19 protein-coding genes and 1 pseudogene are annotated in these 18,764 nt (G+C 70.1%); 14 read left to right on the top strand and 6 right to left on the bottom strand.

The features are described from left to right. Window positions 1-229 precede the first annotated feature (229 nt). Complete coding sequence (locus ABGB12_RS03255; protein ID WP_347674447.1) at window positions 230-994, top strand: SGNH/GDSL hydrolase family protein; 765 nt, start codon at window positions 230-232, stop codon at window positions 992-994. Between the two features lie 92 nt (window positions 995-1,086). On the opposite strand, the gene ABGB12_RS03250 is transcribed toward ABGB12_RS03255, so the two are convergent. Both ABGB12_RS03250 and ABGB12_RS03245 read right to left on the bottom strand, forming a co-directional pair. Then, window positions 1,087-1,896: a hypothetical protein gene (locus tag ABGB12_RS03250; protein ID WP_347674445.1), complete on the bottom strand. Its 810-nt coding sequence runs from the start codon at window positions 1,894-1,896 to the stop codon at window positions 1,087-1,089. Window positions 1,897-2,131: 235 nt separating this feature from the next. Then, complete coding sequence (locus ABGB12_RS03245; RefSeq protein WP_347674444.1) at window positions 2,132-2,545, bottom strand: luciferase family protein; 414 nt, start codon at window positions 2,543-2,545, stop codon at window positions 2,132-2,134. A gap of 334 nt (window positions 2,546-2,879) precedes the next feature. On the opposite strand from ABGB12_RS03245, the gene ABGB12_RS03240 reads away from it, so the two are divergent. Both ABGB12_RS03240 and ABGB12_RS03235 read left to right on the top strand, forming a co-directional pair. Then, a complete protein-coding gene (locus ABGB12_RS03240; RefSeq protein WP_347674442.1) occupies window positions 2,880-4,706 on the top strand; it encodes a substrate-binding domain-containing protein in 1,827 nt (608 codons plus the stop codon). Between the two features lie 168 nt (window positions 4,707-4,874). Further along, window positions 4,875-5,876, top strand: coding sequence for a hypothetical protein (locus ABGB12_RS03235; RefSeq protein WP_347674440.1), 1,002 nt, complete (start codon window positions 4,875-4,877; stop codon window positions 5,874-5,876). Between the two features lie 45 nt (window positions 5,877-5,921). On the opposite strand, the gene ABGB12_RS03230 is transcribed toward ABGB12_RS03235, so the two are convergent. Then, window positions 5,922-6,476: a DUF4383 domain-containing protein gene (locus ABGB12_RS03230; RefSeq protein ID WP_347674438.1), complete on the bottom strand. Its 555-nt coding sequence runs from the start codon at window positions 6,474-6,476 to the stop codon at window positions 5,922-5,924. A gap of 194 nt (window positions 6,477-6,670) precedes the next feature. Here ABGB12_RS03230 and ABGB12_RS03225 point away from each other — a divergent pair, with 194 nt between their 5' ends. Both ABGB12_RS03225 and ABGB12_RS03220 read left to right on the top strand, forming a co-directional pair. After that, window positions 6,671-7,720 carry a 3-oxoacyl-[acyl-carrier-protein] synthase III C-terminal domain-containing protein gene (locus ABGB12_RS03225; protein WP_347674436.1) on the top strand — a complete coding sequence of 350 codons (1,050 nt, stop codon included), beginning with the start codon at window positions 6,671-6,673 and terminating at the stop codon, window positions 7,718-7,720. A 4-nt stretch (window positions 7,721-7,724) separates the two neighbouring features. After that, a complete protein-coding gene (locus tag ABGB12_RS03220) occupies window positions 7,725-8,270 on the top strand; it encodes an isoprenylcysteine carboxylmethyltransferase family protein (protein ID WP_347674434.1) in 546 nt (181 codons plus the stop codon). Window positions 8,271-8,339: 69 nt separating this feature from the next. On the opposite strand, the gene ABGB12_RS03215 is transcribed toward ABGB12_RS03220, so the two are convergent. Continuing rightward, complete coding sequence (locus ABGB12_RS03215) at window positions 8,340-8,732, bottom strand: DUF6292 family protein (protein WP_347674433.1); 393 nt, start codon at window positions 8,730-8,732, stop codon at window positions 8,340-8,342. A 589-nt stretch (window positions 8,733-9,321) separates the two neighbouring features. On the opposite strand from ABGB12_RS03215, the gene ABGB12_RS03210 reads away from it, so the two are divergent. From ABGB12_RS03210 to ABGB12_RS03180, 7 genes and pseudogenes are all read left to right on the top strand, one after another. Continuing rightward, complete coding sequence (locus tag ABGB12_RS03210) at window positions 9,322-10,170, top strand: GntR family transcriptional regulator (protein WP_347674431.1); 849 nt, start codon at window positions 9,322-9,324, stop codon at window positions 10,168-10,170. A 58-nt stretch (window positions 10,171-10,228) separates the two neighbouring features. Next, window positions 10,229-10,861, top strand: coding sequence for a GNAT family N-acetyltransferase (locus ABGB12_RS03205; protein ID WP_347674429.1), 633 nt, complete (start codon window positions 10,229-10,231; stop codon window positions 10,859-10,861). A 1,047-nt stretch (window positions 10,862-11,908) separates the two neighbouring features. Then, complete coding sequence (locus tag ABGB12_RS03200; protein ID WP_347674428.1) at window positions 11,909-12,136, top strand: hypothetical protein; 228 nt, start codon at window positions 11,909-11,911, stop codon at window positions 12,134-12,136. A 141-nt stretch (window positions 12,137-12,277) separates the two neighbouring features. Then, window positions 12,278-13,159: a serine/threonine-protein kinase gene (locus ABGB12_RS03195; protein ID WP_347674426.1), complete on the top strand. Its 882-nt coding sequence runs from the start codon at window positions 12,278-12,280 to the stop codon at window positions 13,157-13,159. 44 nt (window positions 13,160-13,203) lie between these two features. Continuing rightward, window positions 13,204-13,704 (top strand): hypothetical protein, encoded by a 501-nt coding sequence (locus ABGB12_RS03190; protein ID WP_347674424.1) that lies wholly within the window; start codon window positions 13,204-13,206, stop codon window positions 13,702-13,704. A gap of 36 nt (window positions 13,705-13,740) precedes the next feature. After that, complete coding sequence (locus ABGB12_RS03185; protein WP_347674422.1) at window positions 13,741-14,100, top strand: DUF488 family protein; 360 nt, start codon at window positions 13,741-13,743, stop codon at window positions 14,098-14,100. Between the two features lie 152 nt (window positions 14,101-14,252). Beyond that, window positions 14,253-14,381: pseudogene (locus ABGB12_RS03180) on the top strand (four-helix bundle copper-binding protein); the annotation flags it as partial. 31 nt (window positions 14,382-14,412) lie between these two features. On the opposite strand, the gene ABGB12_RS03175 reads toward ABGB12_RS03180, so the two are convergent. After that, window positions 14,413-14,646, bottom strand: coding sequence for a hypothetical protein (locus ABGB12_RS03175; protein ID WP_347674421.1), 234 nt, complete (start codon window positions 14,644-14,646; stop codon window positions 14,413-14,415). A 207-nt stretch (window positions 14,647-14,853) separates the two neighbouring features. Here ABGB12_RS03175 and ABGB12_RS03170 point away from each other — a divergent pair, with 207 nt between their 5' ends. Together ABGB12_RS03170 and ABGB12_RS03165 are read left to right on the top strand one after the other, a co-directional pair. Beyond that, entirely contained in the window at window positions 14,854-17,571 is a 2,718-nt protein-coding gene (locus ABGB12_RS03170; RefSeq protein ID WP_347674419.1) for a poly(A) polymerase, read from the top strand. Between the two features lie 35 nt (window positions 17,572-17,606). Next, window positions 17,607-18,227, top strand: coding sequence for a pentapeptide repeat-containing protein (locus ABGB12_RS03165; protein ID WP_347674418.1), 621 nt, complete (start codon window positions 17,607-17,609; stop codon window positions 18,225-18,227). Window positions 18,228-18,260: 33 nt separating this feature from the next. Here ABGB12_RS03165 and ABGB12_RS03160 read toward each other — a convergent pair whose 3' ends face one another. Beyond that, a complete protein-coding gene (locus ABGB12_RS03160) occupies window positions 18,261-18,725 on the bottom strand; it encodes a DUF2267 domain-containing protein (protein WP_347674416.1) in 465 nt (154 codons plus the stop codon). Window positions 18,726-18,764 lie beyond the last annotated feature (39 nt).

The following is an 18,764-nucleotide window of genomic DNA, read 5'->3' as shown; positions in this document are numbered from 1 at the left end:
CCCGCGATCTCCCGCCGGCTGCAGCGCGCGTCATGCGGTGAGCCGGCCATTGTCCGCCTGTTCCGGCGGTCCGGCATCGGGGAGACCACCGGCCTCCACGCCCGGGGGCAGAGGTCTATGCCGGCGAACACCGAGCCGGGCCACACGCTGTTCCGCGGAACAGGGCTTTTCCACCGGGATCCTTTGAGAATGGCGGCGTCGCACTCCACCCCCCTCCAAAGGAGAGAACATGCGGCTTTTCCGCCTTCTCATGGGCACGGCCCTGGCGGGCCTGGCGTCCTCGCTCTTCCTCGCGCCCGCGCAGGCCTCGGCACCCGAGTACGTGGCGCTCGGCGACTCCTACTCGTCCGGGACGGGCGCGGGCTCGTACACGAACCTGCTGTGCACGCGCAGCGCCAACGCCTACCCGGCCCTGCTCGCGGCCGGCCGTCCCGGAACGACGTTCAAGTTCGTCGCGTGCGGTGGCGCCACCATCCCCGACGTCGTCGCCGACCAGCTCTCGGCGCTCAGCGCGAACACCACCCTGGTGACGATCAGCATCGGCGGCAACGACGCCGGTTTCGCCAACACCATGCTCTCCTGCAAGTACAGCACCACCACCCAGTGCCGGTCGGCCCTGGAGGAGGGCCAGGAGTTCGTCCGAGAGGAACTCCCCGCCAAGCTCGACTCGCTGTATTCCCAGATCCGCTCCCGCGCGCCCCAGGCCGAGGTGGTCGTCGTCGGTTATCCCCACCTCTACAAGCAGGGCGGCCTGTGCCTGGGCGGTCTCGGCTCCACCAAACGCGACATGATCAACGCGGCTTCCGACGTCCTGGCGGAGGTCCTGGCCTCCCGCGCCGCCGCGGCCGGCTTCACCTTCGCGGACGCCCGCCCCGGCTTCGCAGGGCACGAGATCTGCACCGCCGACGAGTGGATCGACGCCTCCAACGTCCACCCCACCGCCACCGGCCACGCCCGGGGCTACCTCCCGGTCGTCACCGCGGCCGAGGGCTGACGCCCGTCACGACGAGACGGCCGCCTCACCCGTGTCCCGGGTTCTGGGACACGGGTGAGGCGGCCGGCCTTTCTCATGCTCAGGGAGGCCGCTCACCGTTCCAGTTCGCGAACGACGTACTGGTGGGAGTTCGGCTGTACGGCCAGGTCGCCCTTGAACGGGTGGTTGAGCTGCACCATGAGGAACAGGTTGACGGCGATCACGGTCGTCACTCCGGCCACCATGAGGTAGTGCAGGCGGGCGTTCTCCAACCCGAAGAGCAGGCAGAACGCGAGGGTCGCCGAGCTGGAGATGAGCATCGCCACCCACAGCGACGTGTCGAGGTAACCTTCGCGGCCCCCGATGTCGAGCTCCTGGTGCGCGACGCTGACCTCCATGAGCTCGCGGGTGGCCTCTGCGACGAACGCCGCCTGCGTCGCGTTGGTCGGCTGGAGCCTCGAGATCTCGGTGAGCAGCCGGTCCAACGCGTGCAGGGGCGCCATGGGGCTTCCTTTGCCGGGAGGCCATGACTCGACCACCGCCTTCTCGTAGGCGAGCACGTGCTCGACGATCCGCTGCTGGGCGTCCTTCCCCATGACCTGGCTCGTCTGCGCGATGGCCATGAGCGAGAAGGCCTCGGAGCGCGCCGCGTTCTTCGCCTCGACGCGGTTCTCGTGCAGGTCGACCAGGATGAACCCGGCCGACACCGCGTAGATGACACCGATCACAGCGAGAAGGAATCCCGCGACGTCGTTGTGGCGCCGCTCGCCCAGCACCGGGAAGTGCCGGCGGATCAGTGCCTGCAGCCCGGCGACCAGCATGGGCAGGCCGACGATGAGCAGCAGGCCGGAAAGCCAGGCCGGCAGCGTGGCCAGGAACGAGGTGATGCGGACCAGTTCGCGAAAGGCAACGGCCGTCTCCACTGTCCCTCCGGTGGTTCCTGGCATGGTCACGATCGCGGTGCCGGTCCGGCTTCCCGGGCGGGCGCCCGGCGGACGGGAACGCTGATGTCTCTTTCCGTAATGGTATCGGCGCTGTACGTGATGATCGGAGGTGGGGGCTCCGGCAGCCGGCCGCGGCACCGCCCGGCAGCCTGCCCGGACCGCTATCGGAACGGTCCAAAGGGGCGGACGGGCGAGTGCCGGGAGAAGGGCGCGGTCAGGGTCTTCCGACGAGGGGAGCGGCGCGGCGGCGGATGAGGGAGGCGTGGGGGCAGAGGGCGGGGGGCTGGAGGCGGGCCGGGTCGTTGGCCTTGATGGCGAGGCTCACCAGGGATTCCAGGAGGGAGAGGTCGCTGTCGGAGTCCAGGCGGACGCGGATCCAGGAACTGTGCGGGGGGATGTCGACGCGGCCGGAGTCCAGGAGAGCCGGGGTGAGCCGGTGGATGAGGGGATGGGCGAGGCGGACCTCCGCCCGGTCGTCGTGGTGGAAGTGCACGATCTGGCGGCCGGAGAGGGACAGGGCCTGGCCGGGGGGCGCGTCTGCGCGGCACAGGACCAGGGGCCAGTCGCGGAAGCGGTCGATGGCCGGTTCGGTGAACGGAACGGGGGTGGGGAGGCGTCCTCGACTCATGCCGCCAGCGTGGCCGAAGACCGGGGGGAGTGGTCGGTGAGCAGGCGTCTTGGTGGGATTTCGCGGTTCCAGGTGCCTTCCAGGAAGGCCTGATCCGGCGGAGAAGGCGTCCTGGAAGAGGTGGAGAACCGGCGGAGAGATGTCCGGTCGGTGAACTTCCGACCAAGTAGATGATCTCTCCCCGAAGCGGAGGGCATCCTGATGTATCACATCGGGGTGGCAATGATCCGGGGGACGGGCGAGAGGGATAGATAGGGCGTTGACTTCCTATCTCGACCTTAAAGCGGAGTTTTCCCGCGATCTGGTCGCATGTCTGGACGGCGTAGAGCCGGGCGTGCTGACCGAACGCACCGGGCTGCTGGAGACGACGGTCCGGTCCCTGCTGGCCGGGCACGGCGAACTGATGTCTTGGGAGGTCGTCAGCGCGTGCCTGGCCGCAGCCGATGACGAGGCCGCCGGCCGGATGCGCGGCCGGTGGGCGGCGGTCGAGCGGGCCATGTGGGACGAGCGGGGGGACGGGCCGCGCGCCGCGTTCGAGAAGGACCCCCGCGGCAGGCCGGCGAAGATCGTCGAGATGTTCCAGCCGAAGGTCCCGTGGCGGCGGTTGACCGCGCGGCACCCCGTGACGTTCGAACCGTGGGCCGAACCGGCCTTCGAGGCCGTCCGGAGCCTTCCCGACCCGGCCTCGGCCGGCGACCTCCGGGAGTTCTACGGACTGCTGGCGCGGCTGCGGACCTGGGCGGGGTCCCCGCCCCAGACCGAGCTCGAACGCAGGTCGTGGGGCGCGCTGCCCGACGCCACCGTCAGCGCGATGCTCCAGAAGGACCGCTGGCGGACGCCCAGCGACCGGGAGCGGCGCAGGATCGGCTATTTCGCGGCCGCCTGCGGCCTGCCCGAACCGGAGGTCGCCCGCTGGGTCGAGGGCTACGACCGGCTCCGCTACCTGCCCCCGCCGGACGACCCGGTCCGCGCCCGTGCCGAGGCCGCTGAGGCGGCAGAACAGCTGGCCGAGGCCCGCGCCGAAAGCGACCGCCTCAAGAAGGCCCAGGCCGAGACCCTCGAGCGGCTGGCCGAGGCCCGCGCCGAGGCGGCCGAGCTGCGCGAACGGCTCACGGCGGTCCGGGCCGAGGCGGCGGAGCTGCGCGGACGCCTCGCCGCGGACGAGGAGGCCCGGCCGGGCCGGTGGCGGCACCCGTACGTCCGCCGGACGGCGTCCGCGGTGATCGGGGCGGCGCTGTTCGCCTCGGGCGCGCTGGCCGGCGTCGTCGTGGACAACCCGCCGGGGGGCTCCTGCTTCGAGGGCACCCTCCGACTGGTCGGTTCGACCGCCTTCGAGCACATGGCCCGGACCGTCGCGTCCGGTTACGAGGAGCTGTGCCCGGACGCGACGGTCGAGGTGGAGGCGATCGGCTCCAACGAGGGGGCGCGCCTCCTGGCCGACCCCGGCACCGACGCCGCGACCACGATCGCGATGCACGACGGCCATCTGCGGGCCGACTCCGCCGAGGTCAGGCTCCGGGGCTTCCAGGGCCTGGCGGTCTCCCTCGTCTCGTTCGCCGTCGTCGTCAACAAGGACACGGACGTCGCCGGGCTGTCGGCCGCGGACCTGCGCTCCGTCTACGCCGAGGACGCCGGCCCCGTGAACTGGAGGCGCCTGGGCGGCGCGGACCTGCCCATCCGCCTGATCGGCAGGAACGAGGGCAGCGGCACCCGCACGATCTTCGAGGAGCGGGTCCTCACCGGACCCGAGCCGCGCCTGTCGTCCCGGGACTGCCTGACCAGGGACGAGCTCTACGCGGGTTCCCGCCTCATCCGCTGCGAACGCAGCAGCCAGAGCCAGGTCCTCGACCTGGTCGGCAGGACTCCCGGCGCGATCGGCTACTCCGAACTCCAGGAGGCCGCCGACACCCGAAGGCACCCGAACCTGCGTGTCCTGGCCCTGGACGGCCGGAAGCCGGACGCCTCCGCCGAGCCCGGCGGCTACCCCTTCATCGCCCCTGAGGTCTTGTACACCCGCGGCGTCCCGGCCAACGGGACCCCCGCCTCGGCCTTCCTCACCTTCCTCACCACCGGTACCGCCAGGAGCCTCCTCGAGCGGCTCGGCGCCCCTCCGTGCGTCGGCCCCACCGAGCCCATGGCGGCCCTGTGCGGCCCCGCCTGACGGCGCGGCCCGCAGCTTCCCGGAGGCCTCGGACCAGCGGATCCGCGGGCGGGCCTTCTTGAAGGGGCCAAGGTCCCTCGGCACGGGGACCTTGGGGTCTGCGGCCGGAGAAGGGGAGGTGGGAGGCTCAAAAGCGGAGGAATGGGTAGAGGAAGAAGGAGGCAGGTCATGGCGCCGTTGACCGAACAAGAGGTCCTGACCTGTGTGGAGGCCGCTGGAAGGGCGCCCTCCATCCACAACACGCAGCCCTGGTTGTTCCTGCCCGAAGGGGACAGGATCGAAGTGCACGCCGACCCGTCGCGGAGGCTGCCCTCCGTCGACCCGCAGGGGAGGGCGCTGCATCTCAGCCTGGGGGCCGCCGTCCTGAACCTCTGCCTCGCGGTGGCGGCGACGGGCCGCCGGCCCTTCCTCGACCTGCTGCCCACACCGGGGGACACGCGGCACGTCGCCACCGTCACGGTCGACGGGCCCTACACGATGGACGACGACGAGCGGGGGCTGTACGCGGCGATCGGGGAGCGGCGCACCAACCGGCACCCGTTCCTCGATACCCCGGTCCCGCCCGAGGCGTCGCGCCGGCTGGAGGAGGCCGCGCTGCTCCAGGGAGCGGTGCTGAAATTCGTGGGGGCGCCCGAGAGGGAGCTGCTGCTGGGCCTGGCGCGGACCGCGGACGAGCGCAAGCGGGACGACGCGGCCTACCGGGCCGAGCTGCGCAACTGGACGACCGACGACCCCTACCGGGAGGACGGGGTCCCGCTGGACGCCCTGGGCCCCTGGAACGAGGACGACACCGTTCCGATCCGGGACTTCACCCCCGATCTGGAGCGGTCCGGGACGCCGGGCCGGGAGTTCGAGTCCGAACCGGTGATCGCCGTCCTGTCGATCATCGGCCAGGACACGCCGGCCGACTGGCTGCGCGCGGGGCAGGCGCTGGAACGCGTCCTGCTGGAGGCGACCCGGCTGGGGCTGGCGATCAGCCTGTTCACCCAGCCGCTGGAGCACTCCGACCTGCGGGCGCTGCTGGCCGACCCCACAGGACGGACGCACGTCCAGGCGATCCTGCGGTTCGGCTACGCGGCGGAGACGACGCCGCTCACGGCGCGCCGTCCGGCGGAGGAGGTCATCGCGCACGGCAGGCCGCTGCCGCTGCGCCCGACCCGGCTGGGCTGAACGTCCGGACGGGCCCGGCCGTGCCGGGCCCGTCCGGAGAGCGGATCAGCGCATGTCGCGCGGGTCGCGTGTCTCGTGGCGTCCCCGGGGCGCGGCCGAACCGGGAGGCAGGCCGCCTCCGGCGCGGCCGCCCTCGACGGCGGCCATGGTCTTGCGCGCGGTCAGCAGCCCCAGCGCGATCATGCCCGCGCCCAGCACGAAGTGCAGCCAGTCGTCCGCGCTGTTGACGGGCACGAAGTTGGCGGCATGGTCCTTGTTGATCAGCAGGCCGTAGATCCACAGGGCCAGGTAGGCGGCGCCGCCCCAGACGAGGAAGGCCTTGGCGGTGCCCGGCGAGCGGCCCAGGGTGAGGCCCAGGACGCCGAAGAGAATGTGGACCAGGTTGTGCAGGATCGACACCTGGAAGATGCCGAACAGCATGGCCCCGGATGTGTGTCCGGCGAGTTCCATGGACCCGTAGTTCGTGGTGATGCCGGGGATGAAGCCGAGGATCCCCACGAGGAGGAAGAGCGCGCCCACCGCCATCGCCGCCTTGCAGACGGCCGGCTTCGTGCCGCGGCGGGTGATCGTTGATCCGGTTGATCCCGATGTTCGAGCCATGATGACCGACCTCCGGTGAATTCAGATCCTTTAATTGTAGCTAAATCGGGTTGATTTCCCAGAAAGCCGGTTCGTGGATTTTTATTTTGCCTTTATGGGGGATGTTTTTGGTGGGCCGGGTTCCATGAACATAGAGTCGGCTCCCTGCGGGCTCGACGGCTCCGCACCCTGTCCCACCTGCCGACGAGGTCCCCATGACCCATCTCGCCGCCGTCCGCGGCGCACTGCCCGGGCACCGCTACACGCAGTCCGAGATCACCCGGACGTTCGTCCGGGAGTGGGGCCTTCGGGACGGGAGCCGGGCGCTGCTGGAGCGGCTGCACCGGAACGTCGGAGTGGAATTCCGGCACCTCGCCCTGCCTATCCAGCGTTATATAGAAATCTCCGATTTCGGGGAGGCGAACGACGCCTACGTCGACAGCGCCCTCGACCTCGGAGCCGAAGCGGCCGGGACGGCGATCGCGGAGGCGGGGCTCGACCCCCGCGACATCGACCTGATCCTGCTGGTGTCGACGACCGGCGTCGCGGCGCCCTCCCTGGACGCACGGCTCGTCGAACGGCTCGGGCTGCGCCACGACGTCAAACGCCTCCCGCTGTTCGGGCTCGGCTGCGCCGGCGGGGCCGCAGGGCTCGCCCGCGCCCACGACTACCTGCGCGGCTGGCCCGAGCACACGGCGCTCCTGCTGTCGGTCGAACTGTGCTCCCTGACGCTGCAGCGCGACGACTTCTCCGTCGCCAACTTCGTGGGAAGCGCCCTGTTCGGCGACGGCGCGGCGGCCGCCGTGGCCTGCGGCGCCGCCCGGAAGACCGACGGCCCCGCCGTGGTCGCGACCCGGAGCCGCTTCTACCCCGGGACCCGGCACGTGATGGGCTGGCAGGTCTCCGCGAAGGGCTTCCAGGTGATGCTCGACCCCGGCATCCCCGACCTCGTCCGCGCCCACCTCGCCCACGACGTCGACGACTTCCTCGCCGAACACGGCCTGACCGCCAAGGACGTCACCGCCTGGGTCTGCCACCCCGGCGGCCCGAAGGTCCTCGAGGCGATCGCCGAGACCCTGGACCTGCCCGACGGCGCCCTGGACGTCACCTGGAGCTCCCTGGCCCGCAACGGCAACCTCTCGTCCGCGTCCGTCCTGCACGTCCTGCGCGACACCCTCGCTCTGCGTCCCGAACCCGGCACCCACGGCCTCCTGATGGCCCTCGGCCCCGGATTCTGCGCCGAACTCGTCCTCCTGCGCTGGTGACCCCGTGTCCTTCTGGTATCCGGCCCTCATCCTCCTCGTCGCGGCGGAACGCCTCGCAGAGCTCGCCGTGGCCCGCGCCAACACCCGCTGGAGCCTCGCCCACGGCGGGATCGTCGTCGGCCGCGCCCACTACCCGTGGCTCGTCCTCCTGCACACCGGTCTCCTGGCCGGCTGCCTCCTGGAGACGGCCCTGGCCCACCGCCCCTTCATCCCGGTCCTCGGCTGGCCCATGCTCGCCCTCGCCGTCGCCGCCCAGGTCCTGCGCTGGTGGTGCATCCTCACCCTGGGCCGCCAGTGGAACACCCGGGTGATCGTCGTCCCCGGCCTGCCCAGGGTCACCCGCGGCCCCTACCGCCTCTCCCGGCTCCCCCACCCCAACTACCTGGCCGTGGCCCTGGAGGGCGTAGCCCTCCCCCTGGTCCACACCGCCTGGATCACGGCCCTCGTCTTCACCGCCCTCAACACGGCGGCCCTGACCGTCCGCATCCGCTGCGAGTCCCAGGCCCTCCGCACCCACCTGCGCCCGGCACCCCCTCCCGAACACGCCTGACCGCCGGCCCCCGCCCTTCCTCACCCGCGGGACGGCCGGCGCGGCCCCGCCCGGTGAGGACGGGCCCGGTCAGGACAGGGGGAGGTAGCTCCGGAGGGTCTCCTGGAAGCCGTCGCGCGCCCTGATCCGACGGACGACGAGAGGCTCGCTCCGCCCGAGGACCGCCCGGAGCGCGATCTCGGACGGCAGCGGGAGAACACCGCCGCCCAGGAGGAGCGGATCGGCCAGTACGGTGCGGACGCCCTGTTCACCGGAGACGAAGCGCCCGGCGGTCCAGCCGTGCGTCTCGTTCCAGACCAGTGCGTGCGTCCCGGTGACGATGGTCGCGTCGACGGGCCCGCTGGGATCGAGCCAGACCCTGTCGATGTCGACGCCTTGCAGAACCAGTTCCCTGGTGACGGCGGTGATGTAGCCCCTGGACTCGTCGACCTCGGGGTCGGGATGGGGCAGCGGTGTCTTCATGGTCACGTTGATGCCTCTCTGCGGGGTAAGAAGCCAGACCTTGAAGAAAAGATACAGGTGTCTTGATTGTTCGTCTATATCATTCAATGCACCCTATTTGTACTTTACTCATTTGTGTGGGTATTTTGTCCGATAATGCGATACGGGTTGGCCGAAAGGCCGGTTGAGATCCCGGGCCCCGCAGCACATCGGGATCTCGCATGTCCGGGTGGTTTCGCGTCACCTCGGTCCGGCCTTCCGGCGTCCTCGCCCCCGCTGGATTCGAAGCGAGCCGATGCCCGAACCTATCGGCGGACGACCGTAAGGTCGGCGCGGTCGGTGGGTGCCTCCTCGGACAGGTCGAGGTGCTCCACCTCCGCCACTTGGCTCGCTTCCTTCTTGCTCACGGTGCCTCTCCTTACTCGGCGGCTGTGCGCGTACGGCTCGGTTGACCTCTTCCGTATTTTGCCTCAGTCGACCTATACCAACAACTGGCTTATGCCAAACTCTGTACCGGCCGGGCATGTTGGACCTTTATGCTGGGTACCTCATCGGTAGGGGTCGGAGGTCCGGCGGGCCTCGGGGAAGTCCGAGACGAAGGAGCGAGCGGATGGCCAGACATGCGAAGTGGCGTGTGGTCGCGGAGGACCTGCGCAAGCGCATCGAGGCCGGAGAGTTCAACGTGAAGACGGGGCGGGCTCAGCTCCCCAAGGAACTGGACCTGCAGAGTCATTACGACGCGTCCCGCAACACGATCCGCGACGCCCTCCGCTGGCTGGCCGACCAGCGCATGGTGGAGACGGAGGCGGGCAAAGGCACTTTCGTGGTCTTCAAGCCCGAGCCGTTCCACGTGACGCTTTCGCCGCGCCGTCTGATCCCGGGCAAGGACGAGATCACCGTGCCGGGCGGTGGTGAAGGCGTGGACTACAGCAAGGACGCCTCGGTACAGGGCCGCACTCCCTCCGACACCGAACCCCGGGTGGAGGTGCAGTTCGCCTCAGGGAGGGTGGCGCACTGGCTCGACGTGAGCGTCGAGAGCCAGGTCGTCCTCAGGCACCAGACCCGTTATATCGAGGGCAAGCCGTGGCTGATGCAGACCAGCTACTACCCGTTGGAGTTCGTCACCCGGGGTGCCACCAGGCTGCTGGAGGCCAAGGACATTCCCCAGGGGGTGGTGGCCTACCTCGGAGAGACCGAGCTCGGGATCACCCAGGTGGGTTACCACGATGAGATCAACGTCCGTCCACCGAACCGGACGGAAGCGGATTTCTTTGGACTTCCGGAAAGCGGGTCCATTCCCGTTTATGAAACTTTCCGCACGGCCTACGATCAAAACGGAAAGGCTTTCCGTTTCACTGTTACGATATGGCCTGCAGACCGCAACCGTCTCCACTACAACGTCGGTAGGGTGCCTCAGCGGGTGATCGACGAACCTGGTCAGGCGAGTTTCGACGGCTGACCCTTTTCCGCTGCGCCCTTCTCGAAGAGGAGACGGGCCTCGATCGCCTTTTGAGAAGATGACCAGACCGTTTCTGCTCCATCTCGCGACCGCCGAAGACGTCGGAGAGATCACCCAGCTCATCGACGAGACGGGAGCCTGGCTGCGCGACAAGATCGGGACCGACCAATGGAACCGTCCCTGGCCCGATGAGAAGGCCAGGGACGCACGGGTGCGGGACGGAGTGGACAGGGGGCGGACCTGGCTGCTCCACGACGGGAGGACCCTGGTCGCGAGCGTCACCGTCGAGGTGTCGGGAAAACCGGGACTGTGGAGTGAGGAAGAGCTCAGGACCCCGGCCGTCTACCTGCACCGCCTGGTGATCAACCGCCATTACAAGGGGATGCGGATCGGGTCGTTTCTGATCGACTGGGGAGCGCACCGAGGTCTGGCGGAGAAACCGTCGGCCGAAGAACTGCGCATCGACACCTGGAGCACCAATCGCAGGCTCCACGCGTATTACATCGGCCAGGGCTTCACCAAGATCCCCGGTATTCGCGTCACCGAGGACGAGACCCCGTCAGGGCAGCTTCTCAGCAAACCGATCGGTGCCGTACTCCCGCGGGAGGAGCTCGCCGGGATCCTCCAGGTGGTGGAGGAGGAGAGCGTGCCGGTGCGCGCCGAGCAGGCAGAGCCAGCCGGTCAGCTCTGACTCCTTCACCCGGGCGATGATCCTCTGGTAAGAGGCGGGCCGCAGCTCGTCCAGAGAGTGTCGGACGACCGTCTCGTAGACCAGCGAGGAGACGACGAACGTCAGGTCGGCGCCGGTCCTGCGCTGCTCGTCCTTGGCCGGTCCGGCGTTCAGGAGCCGTGCGGCGTGGATGATCGCCTCACCTGTCACCCCGTTCGGGACGGACTTCACCGGCCCGACGTGCAGGGCCACCCTCAACTGGATCCGTGTGCCTTCCGCGGCCCGGTGGTTGTGCTCCTGTAGGAGTTCGGCCAAGGGGAGGAGGAAGGGGCCCAGCGCGTTCCTGGTGGGAGTGCGCAGGGGAAGGACCAGCAGCATGCCGTCGCCTCTGTCTTCCAGGTGGCAGCGGGGCCAGGGGATGCCGGCCCGCGAGCAGGCCTTGCGGACGGTCTCGTACATGGCGTCACGGGCGACCTCCCGGTCCGCGTCGGTGCGGTGAGGAGAGCCGAAGCCCACGATGTCGACGAACAGGACCGAGGCGAACTGCCAGGCGAAGTGCGGCCGGCCGGTCGGCGGCCGACCGGCGGGGAGGTCGAATCGGCCGATGAGGGACATGCTCCACAGCAGGAGTGAGAGCAGGAGCAGGAGCAGGAACGGGAGCAGGCTCAGGGCGGGGATCGCCGACCGGGGATCCCGCACGATGACACCGCCGAAGAAGACGGTTCCGTTGGTGAGCGCGACCACGGTCAGCACTCGCAGCCTCCGTCGCCTGACCCGGGGTTCGACTCGGGTGGCGGGCGGACCGGCCTTCTGTTCCCCCATGGCGTGGATCCCCTTCCGGTACGGGTCCCGCCTCCTAGACAGCGATCAGGCGGGCTTCGTACATCCATCATGCATATGATGTATGTATAGAAGGCGTGTATCGTGACACTTATAGCTGAGTAAGTGAACAGAAACCTGTGTTTGCTTTGTCGGCGATGTGGCAACAAGACATACTGAGCGTGCCTATGGTCCGCAGTCGGCCTGCCGGCGGGCGGAGACGAACCAGTGCCCGGCAAAGGAGCCCGCATGTCGAAGGCCGAAGCACCCATCAAGGAACGCATCACGGTCAACCTCACGCCCAAGGCGGCGCAGGCCCTCGAGGCGCTCACGAAGAGCACCGGCGACACCAAGACCGACGCGATCAACCGCGCCCTGCAGGTCTACGACTTCCTCGACAAGATCATCCGGGACGGTGGCAGGGTCTACGTCCAGGAGCCGGGATCGGACGTCCAGGAACGGGTGCGTTTCCTGTGACCTGGTGATCTGTCCCTCCCGGGAGCGGAGGGGGGCCGGGACACGGGTCCCGGGTGGTCGGGCAGGGCGGGTCCTGGTGCTCAGGTGTTCTTGTACCCCGATGTCGGATTCTGGGTTCGGTCGTGGAAGGAGACCGGACTCATGGACGGTTGGGACGTGCCGGGTTACACGGCGCTGAGGGAACTGGGGGCGGGGGCTTTCGGGCGGGTGGTGCTGGCCACGCGGGACGCCGACGGGCGGCGGGTCGCGGTCAAGTGCCTGACGGACGCGGGGCGTCGGGAGGAGTTCGCGGAGGAGGCGCGGCTGCTGGGGGCGGTGCGCTCGCGGCACGTGGTGCGGCTCGTCGAGTACGTCGATCACGGCGGATCGCCGGCGATCGTCATGGAACTCCTCTCCGGGCGCACCCTCAAGGAGGTGCTGGCCGCGCAGGGGGCGTTGCGGCCGGAGACGGCGCTCGCGCTGTTCCGCGAGATCCTGCGCGGGCTGTCCGACGCGCACCGCGCCGGGGTCGTGCACCGGGACTGCAAGCCGAGCAACGTGCTGATCAGCGAGCGGGGCGCGGCGACGCTGGTGGACTTCGGGGTCGCCGGCCGGGTCGGCGAGGAGGCCGCCTCGATCGGGACGCCCGCCTACATGCCGCCGGAGCAGTGGCAGGGCATGCCCGCCTCGCCGTCCGGCGACCTGTACGCGGCGACGGCCGTCCTGTTCGAATGCCTGACCGGCCACCGGCCCTACCAGGGGCGCTACCTGCCGCATCTGGCGGCCCAGCACCTGCACGCCCCGATCCCCGACGAGGAGGTGCCCGAGTCGCTGCGCCACCTCGTCCGGCGGGGCCTGGCCAAGCTGCCCGAGGACCGGCCCGCCGACGCCGTCGGCCTCCTGTCCGACGTGGAGTCCACCGCCCGCCGCGCCTACGGACGCTTCTGGGACCGCAGGGGCCGTGCCGCCTTCGCCGAAGTCCCCACGTACGGACGCCTGCGCACACGCTTCTTCCCCACCGGCCACTGGGCGCTGGCCGCATGAGGAGGGAGCCCATGGCGGGGAAGAAACCCGCGGATTCAGGGAGTATGGGGGGAGGCATCGGCCTCCTGATCGCGGGCGGGCTGTGGCTCTGGCTCGGCCTGGCGTCACTGTGGTACGGCTGGCCGGACATTCGGCTGGCGTTCGGTCTGACCGGGCAGCCCGGAACGGCCGCGGTGGAGAAATGCGTGACCACGGGTTCGGGTAAGCAGACCCGCACGGACTGCCGGGGCTGGTTCACTCCCGACGAGCCGAGTCTTTCGCCGCGGTACGTCCAGCTTCCTCCGGAGTCAGGGGAGGGGCAGGAGTTCCGCGCTCAGATGCGTCCGGACGGCGAGTGGGCGCGCCCGTCCGGCACCGCGGGACGGCTCGCGACCCTGGCGCTTCCGGCGTTCGGCCTTCTCGTCCTCACCCCGGTGCCTCTGGTCCTGGCCTTCCTGCTCGGAAAAGAGCGCCGCCCGGGCAAGGTCTTCGTCCGCACGACGATCGTGCTCGCGCTGGCCGCGACCGCCCTGTGCGTGGCCGGGATGGTCGGGGCTGAGATCTGACCGCTGCATACCCTGGGAGGACGGGAGGTTCTTGATATGACCGAACGGATCACCTATCGCCGGGTCCAGGAGGAGACGGCGTCTCAGGACGGCAAGCGCGTGCTCGTCGACAGGATCTGGCCGAGGGGCGTGAGCAAGGAGAAAGCGCATCTGGACGAGTGGCTGAAGGACGTCGCGCCCTCGACCGAGCTGCGCCGCTGGTACGGCCATGATCCGGACCGGTTCGCCGAGTTCCGCCGCCGCTATCTGGAGGAGCTCCACGACGCCGACCGCCGGGAGGTTGTCGAGCATCTGCGCGACCTCGCGGCCCACCATCGCCTCACGCTCCTGACCGCCGCCCGCGACGTGGACCACAGCCAGGCGGCCGTCCTCGCGGAGTGGCTGAGCTCTCGCTGAACATCCCCTCTGCTGGATCGGGCGGTGTCCGATCGGGGACGGAAGTCTTCAGGGGCCCGACCGGCCACTGCGAAGGGGGAAGAACGCCAGTCACCAAAATGATCGAGACGTACCCGGCCGAGATCAACGCCGACGTCACCCGCGCCCAGCTGCAGGCCTGCTCGGTCTGCGCCGCGGAGTGCGAGCGCCACGCCGACCACCACGAGCACTGCCGCGTCTGCGCCGAGACCTGCCGCCGCTGCGCCGAGGCCTGCCGGGCGCTCCTCGCCGAGATCGGCTGACCGCGGTCTGGTTGTTCTTTTCTCCTTTTGGTCAGCTGCTGCTTTCGGTTTCGGTGGGGGATTTCTCGGGAGAGGGGTCGCGGGCCGGGGGTGAGGGGGAGTGGGAGATCACCCAGAGGGTTCGCTTCTGGCGGCGGGAGGGGCGGGTCTCGCGGTCGGTGCGGAAGACGGTTCGCCTGGTGCGGAGGCCGAAGGTGAGGACGAGCCAGAGGTAGAAGGTCAGGAAGAGGAAGGAGATGCAGGTGATGGCTATTATGGCGATCATTTTCTTCTCCGCGTGGACGGTTTGAAGAGCGATACCTCCCTGGGGTTCGGGTAAACCGGATGGAGGGCCTTGGGCTCAGGCAAAGAGGTCAGGCGACATATTCGGCGGGGGTTCTTTTGCGGGAGGAGGACCCAAGGGTGGAAGAAAAGGCTGAGGCGGGGATTAATCGGTGGCCTCGGGGCGGGGGGACGGTTTAGAGTCCGCGCGGTGAGGACCAGCGAGGAGATCTACCACCGGGTCAAGTGGGATCCGCGGTTCGACCCTGCGCGGTTCGTGCTCGGGGTCGCGACACGCGGGGGACCGCTCAAGCGGGTGGCGCTGGCGGGGTTCACGCCCGGCGGGGACATCCCCTGGCATCGGATCGTGTACATCGAGGCCGACGGTGAGGTGGTGTGGGACCGGGAGAGAGGAGTGGACCTCGTCGGGGCCTCCCCGGCGGGGCTGGTGCGGGTCTCCCGGTTGCTGCCCGCCCGGTTCTTCGAGACGGGCAGGGCGTTCTCCTGGGCGGAGGGCGGCTGGCAGGCGGGGGAGAGCGGGCGCAAGGGCGTCGCCGGGCCGCTGCGGGTGCTGACGTGGAACACGCTCTGGGACCGGTACGACAGCGACAAGGTGTTCACGGGGCGGCGCAGGCCGCGGCTGCTGGAGGAGCTGGAGCGGGTCGACGCGGATGTCGTCGCGCTGCAGGAGGTCGAGAAGCCGCTGCTCGAGATGCTGACGCGGGCTCCGTGGGTGCGGGAGAAGTACACGCTCAGCACGGGGAAGGCACGGCTGGACGTGGCGGACAGCGGGTTGCTGCTGCTGAGCCGGCTGCCCGTACGGGAGGTCGGACGGCATTCGCTGGGGCCGTACAAGGCGGTCGCGGCGATGACGGTCGAGACGGCCGGCGGGCCGGTGGTGGTCGCGACGACGCATCTGAGCAGCGACCATTCCTACCGGGGGGAGGTCCGGAGGCGGGGGCAGCTCGGGCGGCTCGCGGAGATCCTGGCGGGGCTGGACTGCGACGTCGTCCTGATGGGGGACTTCAACGACAAAGGCCCGCTGCCCGCCGAGGTGCTGGGGCTGCGGGACGTCTGGGGCGAGGCGCACGGGCGGGAGGACACGACTCCGACGTTCGACCCGGTGGTCAACCCGCTCGCCGCCCTGTCATCGATTTCGGGGGTGCCCGCCCGGCTCGACCGGGTGCTGTTGCGAGGGCCCGATCTGCACGTCGGGACGGCGCGGTTGGTGGGGGACGCCCCGGACGGAGAAGGGCTGTACATCTCCGACCACTACGGGGTGTTCGCGGAGCTGTACGCCGAGGACGTGGGAAGCGCGGGCGTGGGGGCGCGGCCCACGGCGCGTACGGCGGTGGCCTGGATCCCTGACGAAGAGATGCAGGAGGCGGTCCAGCCGATCCGGCGGCAACGGGACCCGCAGGTGGACCGTTGGCCGCCGCACGTCAACGTACTGTTCGGGTTCGTGCCGGAATCCTCGTTCGAGGACGCCCTGCCGGGGCTGTGCGACGCCGCGGGTGAAGTGGCTCCGTTCACGGCTCGCCTGGAAGGGGTCCGGACGTTCGCGCACCGTCAGGACGCGACGCTCTGGCTGGATCCGGCGGCGGGGGGAGCCGGACCCTGGAAGGACCTGCGGCGGGCGATGGAGAGCCGGTTCCCGCAGTGCACGGGCCGGGCGGAGGGCTACACGCCGCATCTGACGCTGGGGAAGGTGCCGCTGGGAGAGCCCGTCGGGGTGCGGATTCCCCCGATGAAGGCCCGGGTGGGGGAGCTTCTCCTGCTGTCGCGACGGGGGGACGAGCCCATGCGGGCACGTGCTTCACTGCCGCTGGGCGGTGGGGAACCGCGTTGGCTGGACCCGCTGGGCGGTCCTCTGCCGGGGAAGCCGCGCGGCGACGGGCGGGTCGAGGACGTCCTGCGCCGGTTGCGTGAGGCGGCGCCGGAAGGCGTCTTCGAGCTGACGGGTTCCCGGCGGATGGGTTGTGAGCTGGAGGGATCGGACCTCGACCTCGTCGTGAGCCTGCCGGAGGAAGTCGATCTCCGGCCGCGTGTGGAAAGGGCGTTCCCCGGGGAACGCGTGACGGCCGTCGAAGGGGCCAAGGTGCCGGGGCTGCGGTGGCGCGCCGCGGGGCTCGGGGTGGACCTCGCCGTCGTCCGGGCCGGGACGGAACCCGGCGAAAGCGAGAGGATCGCGCTCAGCGCCGTCACCGACGCGGACGAGGTGACCGCTTCGGTGGGAGCTCGACGGGAGGAGTTCGCCTCGTTGGCGCGGGCCGTGAAGGCGTGGGCGCGGGCCCGCGGGCTGGATTCGGCGCCCTTGGGCGGGCTGCCGGGACTGGCGTGGGCGATCCTGGCCGCACGGACGGTCCGGGAAGGCGGCCCGGCGGAAGAACTGCCGGCCCTGTTCTTCGCCACCTGGGCGGCCTGGGACTGGCGGCGTCCGATCACCTTGCACCCGGACGAATTCGCCGCGCCGGACGGCTCCGCGCTGCGGATCCTGACGCCGACGGCGCCGGTGCGCTCCTGCACCGATCAGGTCGGACCCGGCACCCTCGACCTGCTGACGAGGGAGTTGTTCCGGGCCTGGGAGCTCCTGGAGTCCGGCGGGGATCCCTGGCCGGAGCTGCTCGCTCCGCCGCCGATGCACCGTCGTCACGCGGCCTGGGCCGTCCTGACCGTCCGGGAAGAGGCCGTTGGACGGGCGAGGGGGCGTTTCCGGGCGCTGCTGACCCTCCTGGAGGAAGCCGGGGCCCGGGACGTCCACGCGTGGCCGCGGCCGTTCGAGTCGGGCTCCGGCGTGAGCCGGTACGCCATCGGGCTGGGCCGCGACCCCCTGGACGCGGCGGAACTGGCCGAAGCGGCGGAGCGCTGGACGGTGCCGGGCGCGCGGGTCACATGGGCGGACAACGGGGAGGTCCCCACCCTGCGGTGAGCGGGAATGTCAGACGGGGCTCCTAAGGTGCGGTCATGGCAGAGCGCAGGCACGGCGTGGCGGCTCCCCCCACGGAGACGACGATCAGATCTCGTGAGTGGGAGTTCCGGGACCTGGAGAAGGAGACCTTCCGGCGGGTGCTGTTCGTCGACGTCGACCTGACGGAGACGGTGAACCGGGGCTCGGTGTTCGAGGAGTGCACGTTCCGCGGAGTGCGGTTCAACTGCTCCGTGCACGAGGACGCGGCCTTCCTCAACTGCACGTTCACCCGGTGCGGGTTCTTCGATTCCGCGTTCACCCGGTGCAAGCTCACCGGGAGCATGTTCAGCGATTGCACGTACGGCGCCCTGAAGGTCTCCGGCGGCGACTGGTCTTTCGTCGGCCTGCCCGGGGCGGATCTGCGGGGAAGCGATTTCTCCTCGGTCCGGCTGCGGGAGGCCGATCTGACCGGGGCGCGGCTGGAGTCGGCCGAGGTGCGCGACTGCGACCTTTCGGGGGCGTGGCTGCACAGCGCCGACCTCACCGGCTGCGACCTGCGAGGCAGCGACCTCACGGCGTTCGACCTGGAGAACGCGCGTTTCCGGGGAGCCGTCATCGACCAGTACCAGGCGACGACGGTCGCGGCGATGTTCGGTTTCGAGGTGCGTCCGGACTGACCCGGCCGGAGCCGGGCCGTCCAGGAGCGCGGGCTACCAGGCGTCGTTGCCGGTGTCGGAGGCGACGTCGCGGTCTCCGGGTTCCAGCAGGCTCCTGACGTCCTTGGGCAGTTGGTCGAAGGCGTGGTCGAGCGCGCCGCGGCCGAGGTGGCGGCGCATGCAGCGGGTGACGGAGGCCAGGGCGGGCGCGGCGGCCGGGCCCCGGATGGCCGCGGAATTGCAGAAGGCCTCGAGGAACTGCTCGCGGTTGTACTTCACCGGGACGTTGGACGGTGACCAGCCGTCGTAGTAGACACCCCGGAAGATCTCGGGAAGCTGGGCGGCGAAGTGGGCGCCGGCCTGGATCGTCAGCCGGTCCCTGAGCGTGTGGAGCCAGCCGCGCAGTGCCCGGTAGGCCTCCCGGCGCTCCTGTGTGCCGAGTTCCTCGGCGAGGTCGTCCAGCCAGCGGTTGGTGGTGTCGATGCTGTGGTCGAGGTGCTCTACTCCGGTGAAAGGCATGAATCTTCTCCTGGGCCGTTGAACGAGCAGGAAAAAGGG

Origin of the sequence: Actinocorallia sp. B10E7 (assembly GCF_039871655.1) — a bacterium.
Taxonomy (GTDB): domain Bacteria; phylum Actinomycetota; class Actinomycetes; order Streptosporangiales; family Streptosporangiaceae; genus Actinocorallia.
The sequence above is the reverse complement of the archived record's forward strand: the minus strand, read 5'-3'. Positions and strand labels throughout refer to the sequence as shown.

Coding starts and splice junctions, on each gene's coding strand:
- ABGB12_RS03225 (WP_347674436.1), top strand. CDS start 6,671: ATGACCCATCTCGCCGCCGTCCGCGGCGCACTGCCCGGGCACCGCTAC.
- ABGB12_RS03230 (WP_347674438.1), bottom strand. CDS start 6,476: ATGGCTCGAACATCGGGATCAACCGGATCAACGATCACCCGCCGCGGC.
- ABGB12_RS03195 (WP_347674426.1), top strand. CDS start 12,278: ATGGACGGTTGGGACGTGCCGGGTTACACGGCGCTGAGGGAACTGGGG.
- ABGB12_RS03160 (WP_347674416.1), bottom strand. CDS start 18,725: ATGCCTTTCACCGGAGTAGAGCACCTCGACCACAGCATCGACACCACC.
- ABGB12_RS03185 (WP_347674422.1), top strand. CDS start 13,741: ATGACCGAACGGATCACCTATCGCCGGGTCCAGGAGGAGACGGCGTCT.
- ABGB12_RS03200 (WP_347674428.1), top strand. CDS start 11,909: ATGTCGAAGGCCGAAGCACCCATCAAGGAACGCATCACGGTCAACCTC.
- ABGB12_RS03175 (WP_347674421.1), bottom strand. CDS start 14,646: ATGATCGCCATAATAGCCATCACCTGCATCTCCTTCCTCTTCCTGACC.
- ABGB12_RS03165 (WP_347674418.1), top strand. CDS start 17,607: ATGGCAGAGCGCAGGCACGGCGTGGCGGCTCCCCCCACGGAGACGACG.
- ABGB12_RS03215 (WP_347674433.1), bottom strand. CDS start 8,732: ATGAAGACACCGCTGCCCCATCCCGACCCCGAGGTCGACGAGTCCAGG.
- ABGB12_RS03210 (WP_347674431.1), top strand. CDS start 9,322: ATGGCCAGACATGCGAAGTGGCGTGTGGTCGCGGAGGACCTGCGCAAG.
- ABGB12_RS03235 (WP_347674440.1), top strand. CDS start 4,875: ATGGCGCCGTTGACCGAACAAGAGGTCCTGACCTGTGTGGAGGCCGCT.
- ABGB12_RS03245 (WP_347674444.1), bottom strand. CDS start 2,545: ATGAGTCGAGGACGCCTCCCCACCCCCGTTCCGTTCACCGAACCGGCC.
- ABGB12_RS03255 (WP_347674447.1), top strand. CDS start 230: ATGCGGCTTTTCCGCCTTCTCATGGGCACGGCCCTGGCGGGCCTGGCG.
- ABGB12_RS03205 (WP_347674429.1), top strand. CDS start 10,229: ATGACCAGACCGTTTCTGCTCCATCTCGCGACCGCCGAAGACGTCGGA.
- ABGB12_RS03190 (WP_347674424.1), top strand. CDS start 13,204: ATGGGGGGAGGCATCGGCCTCCTGATCGCGGGCGGGCTGTGGCTCTGG.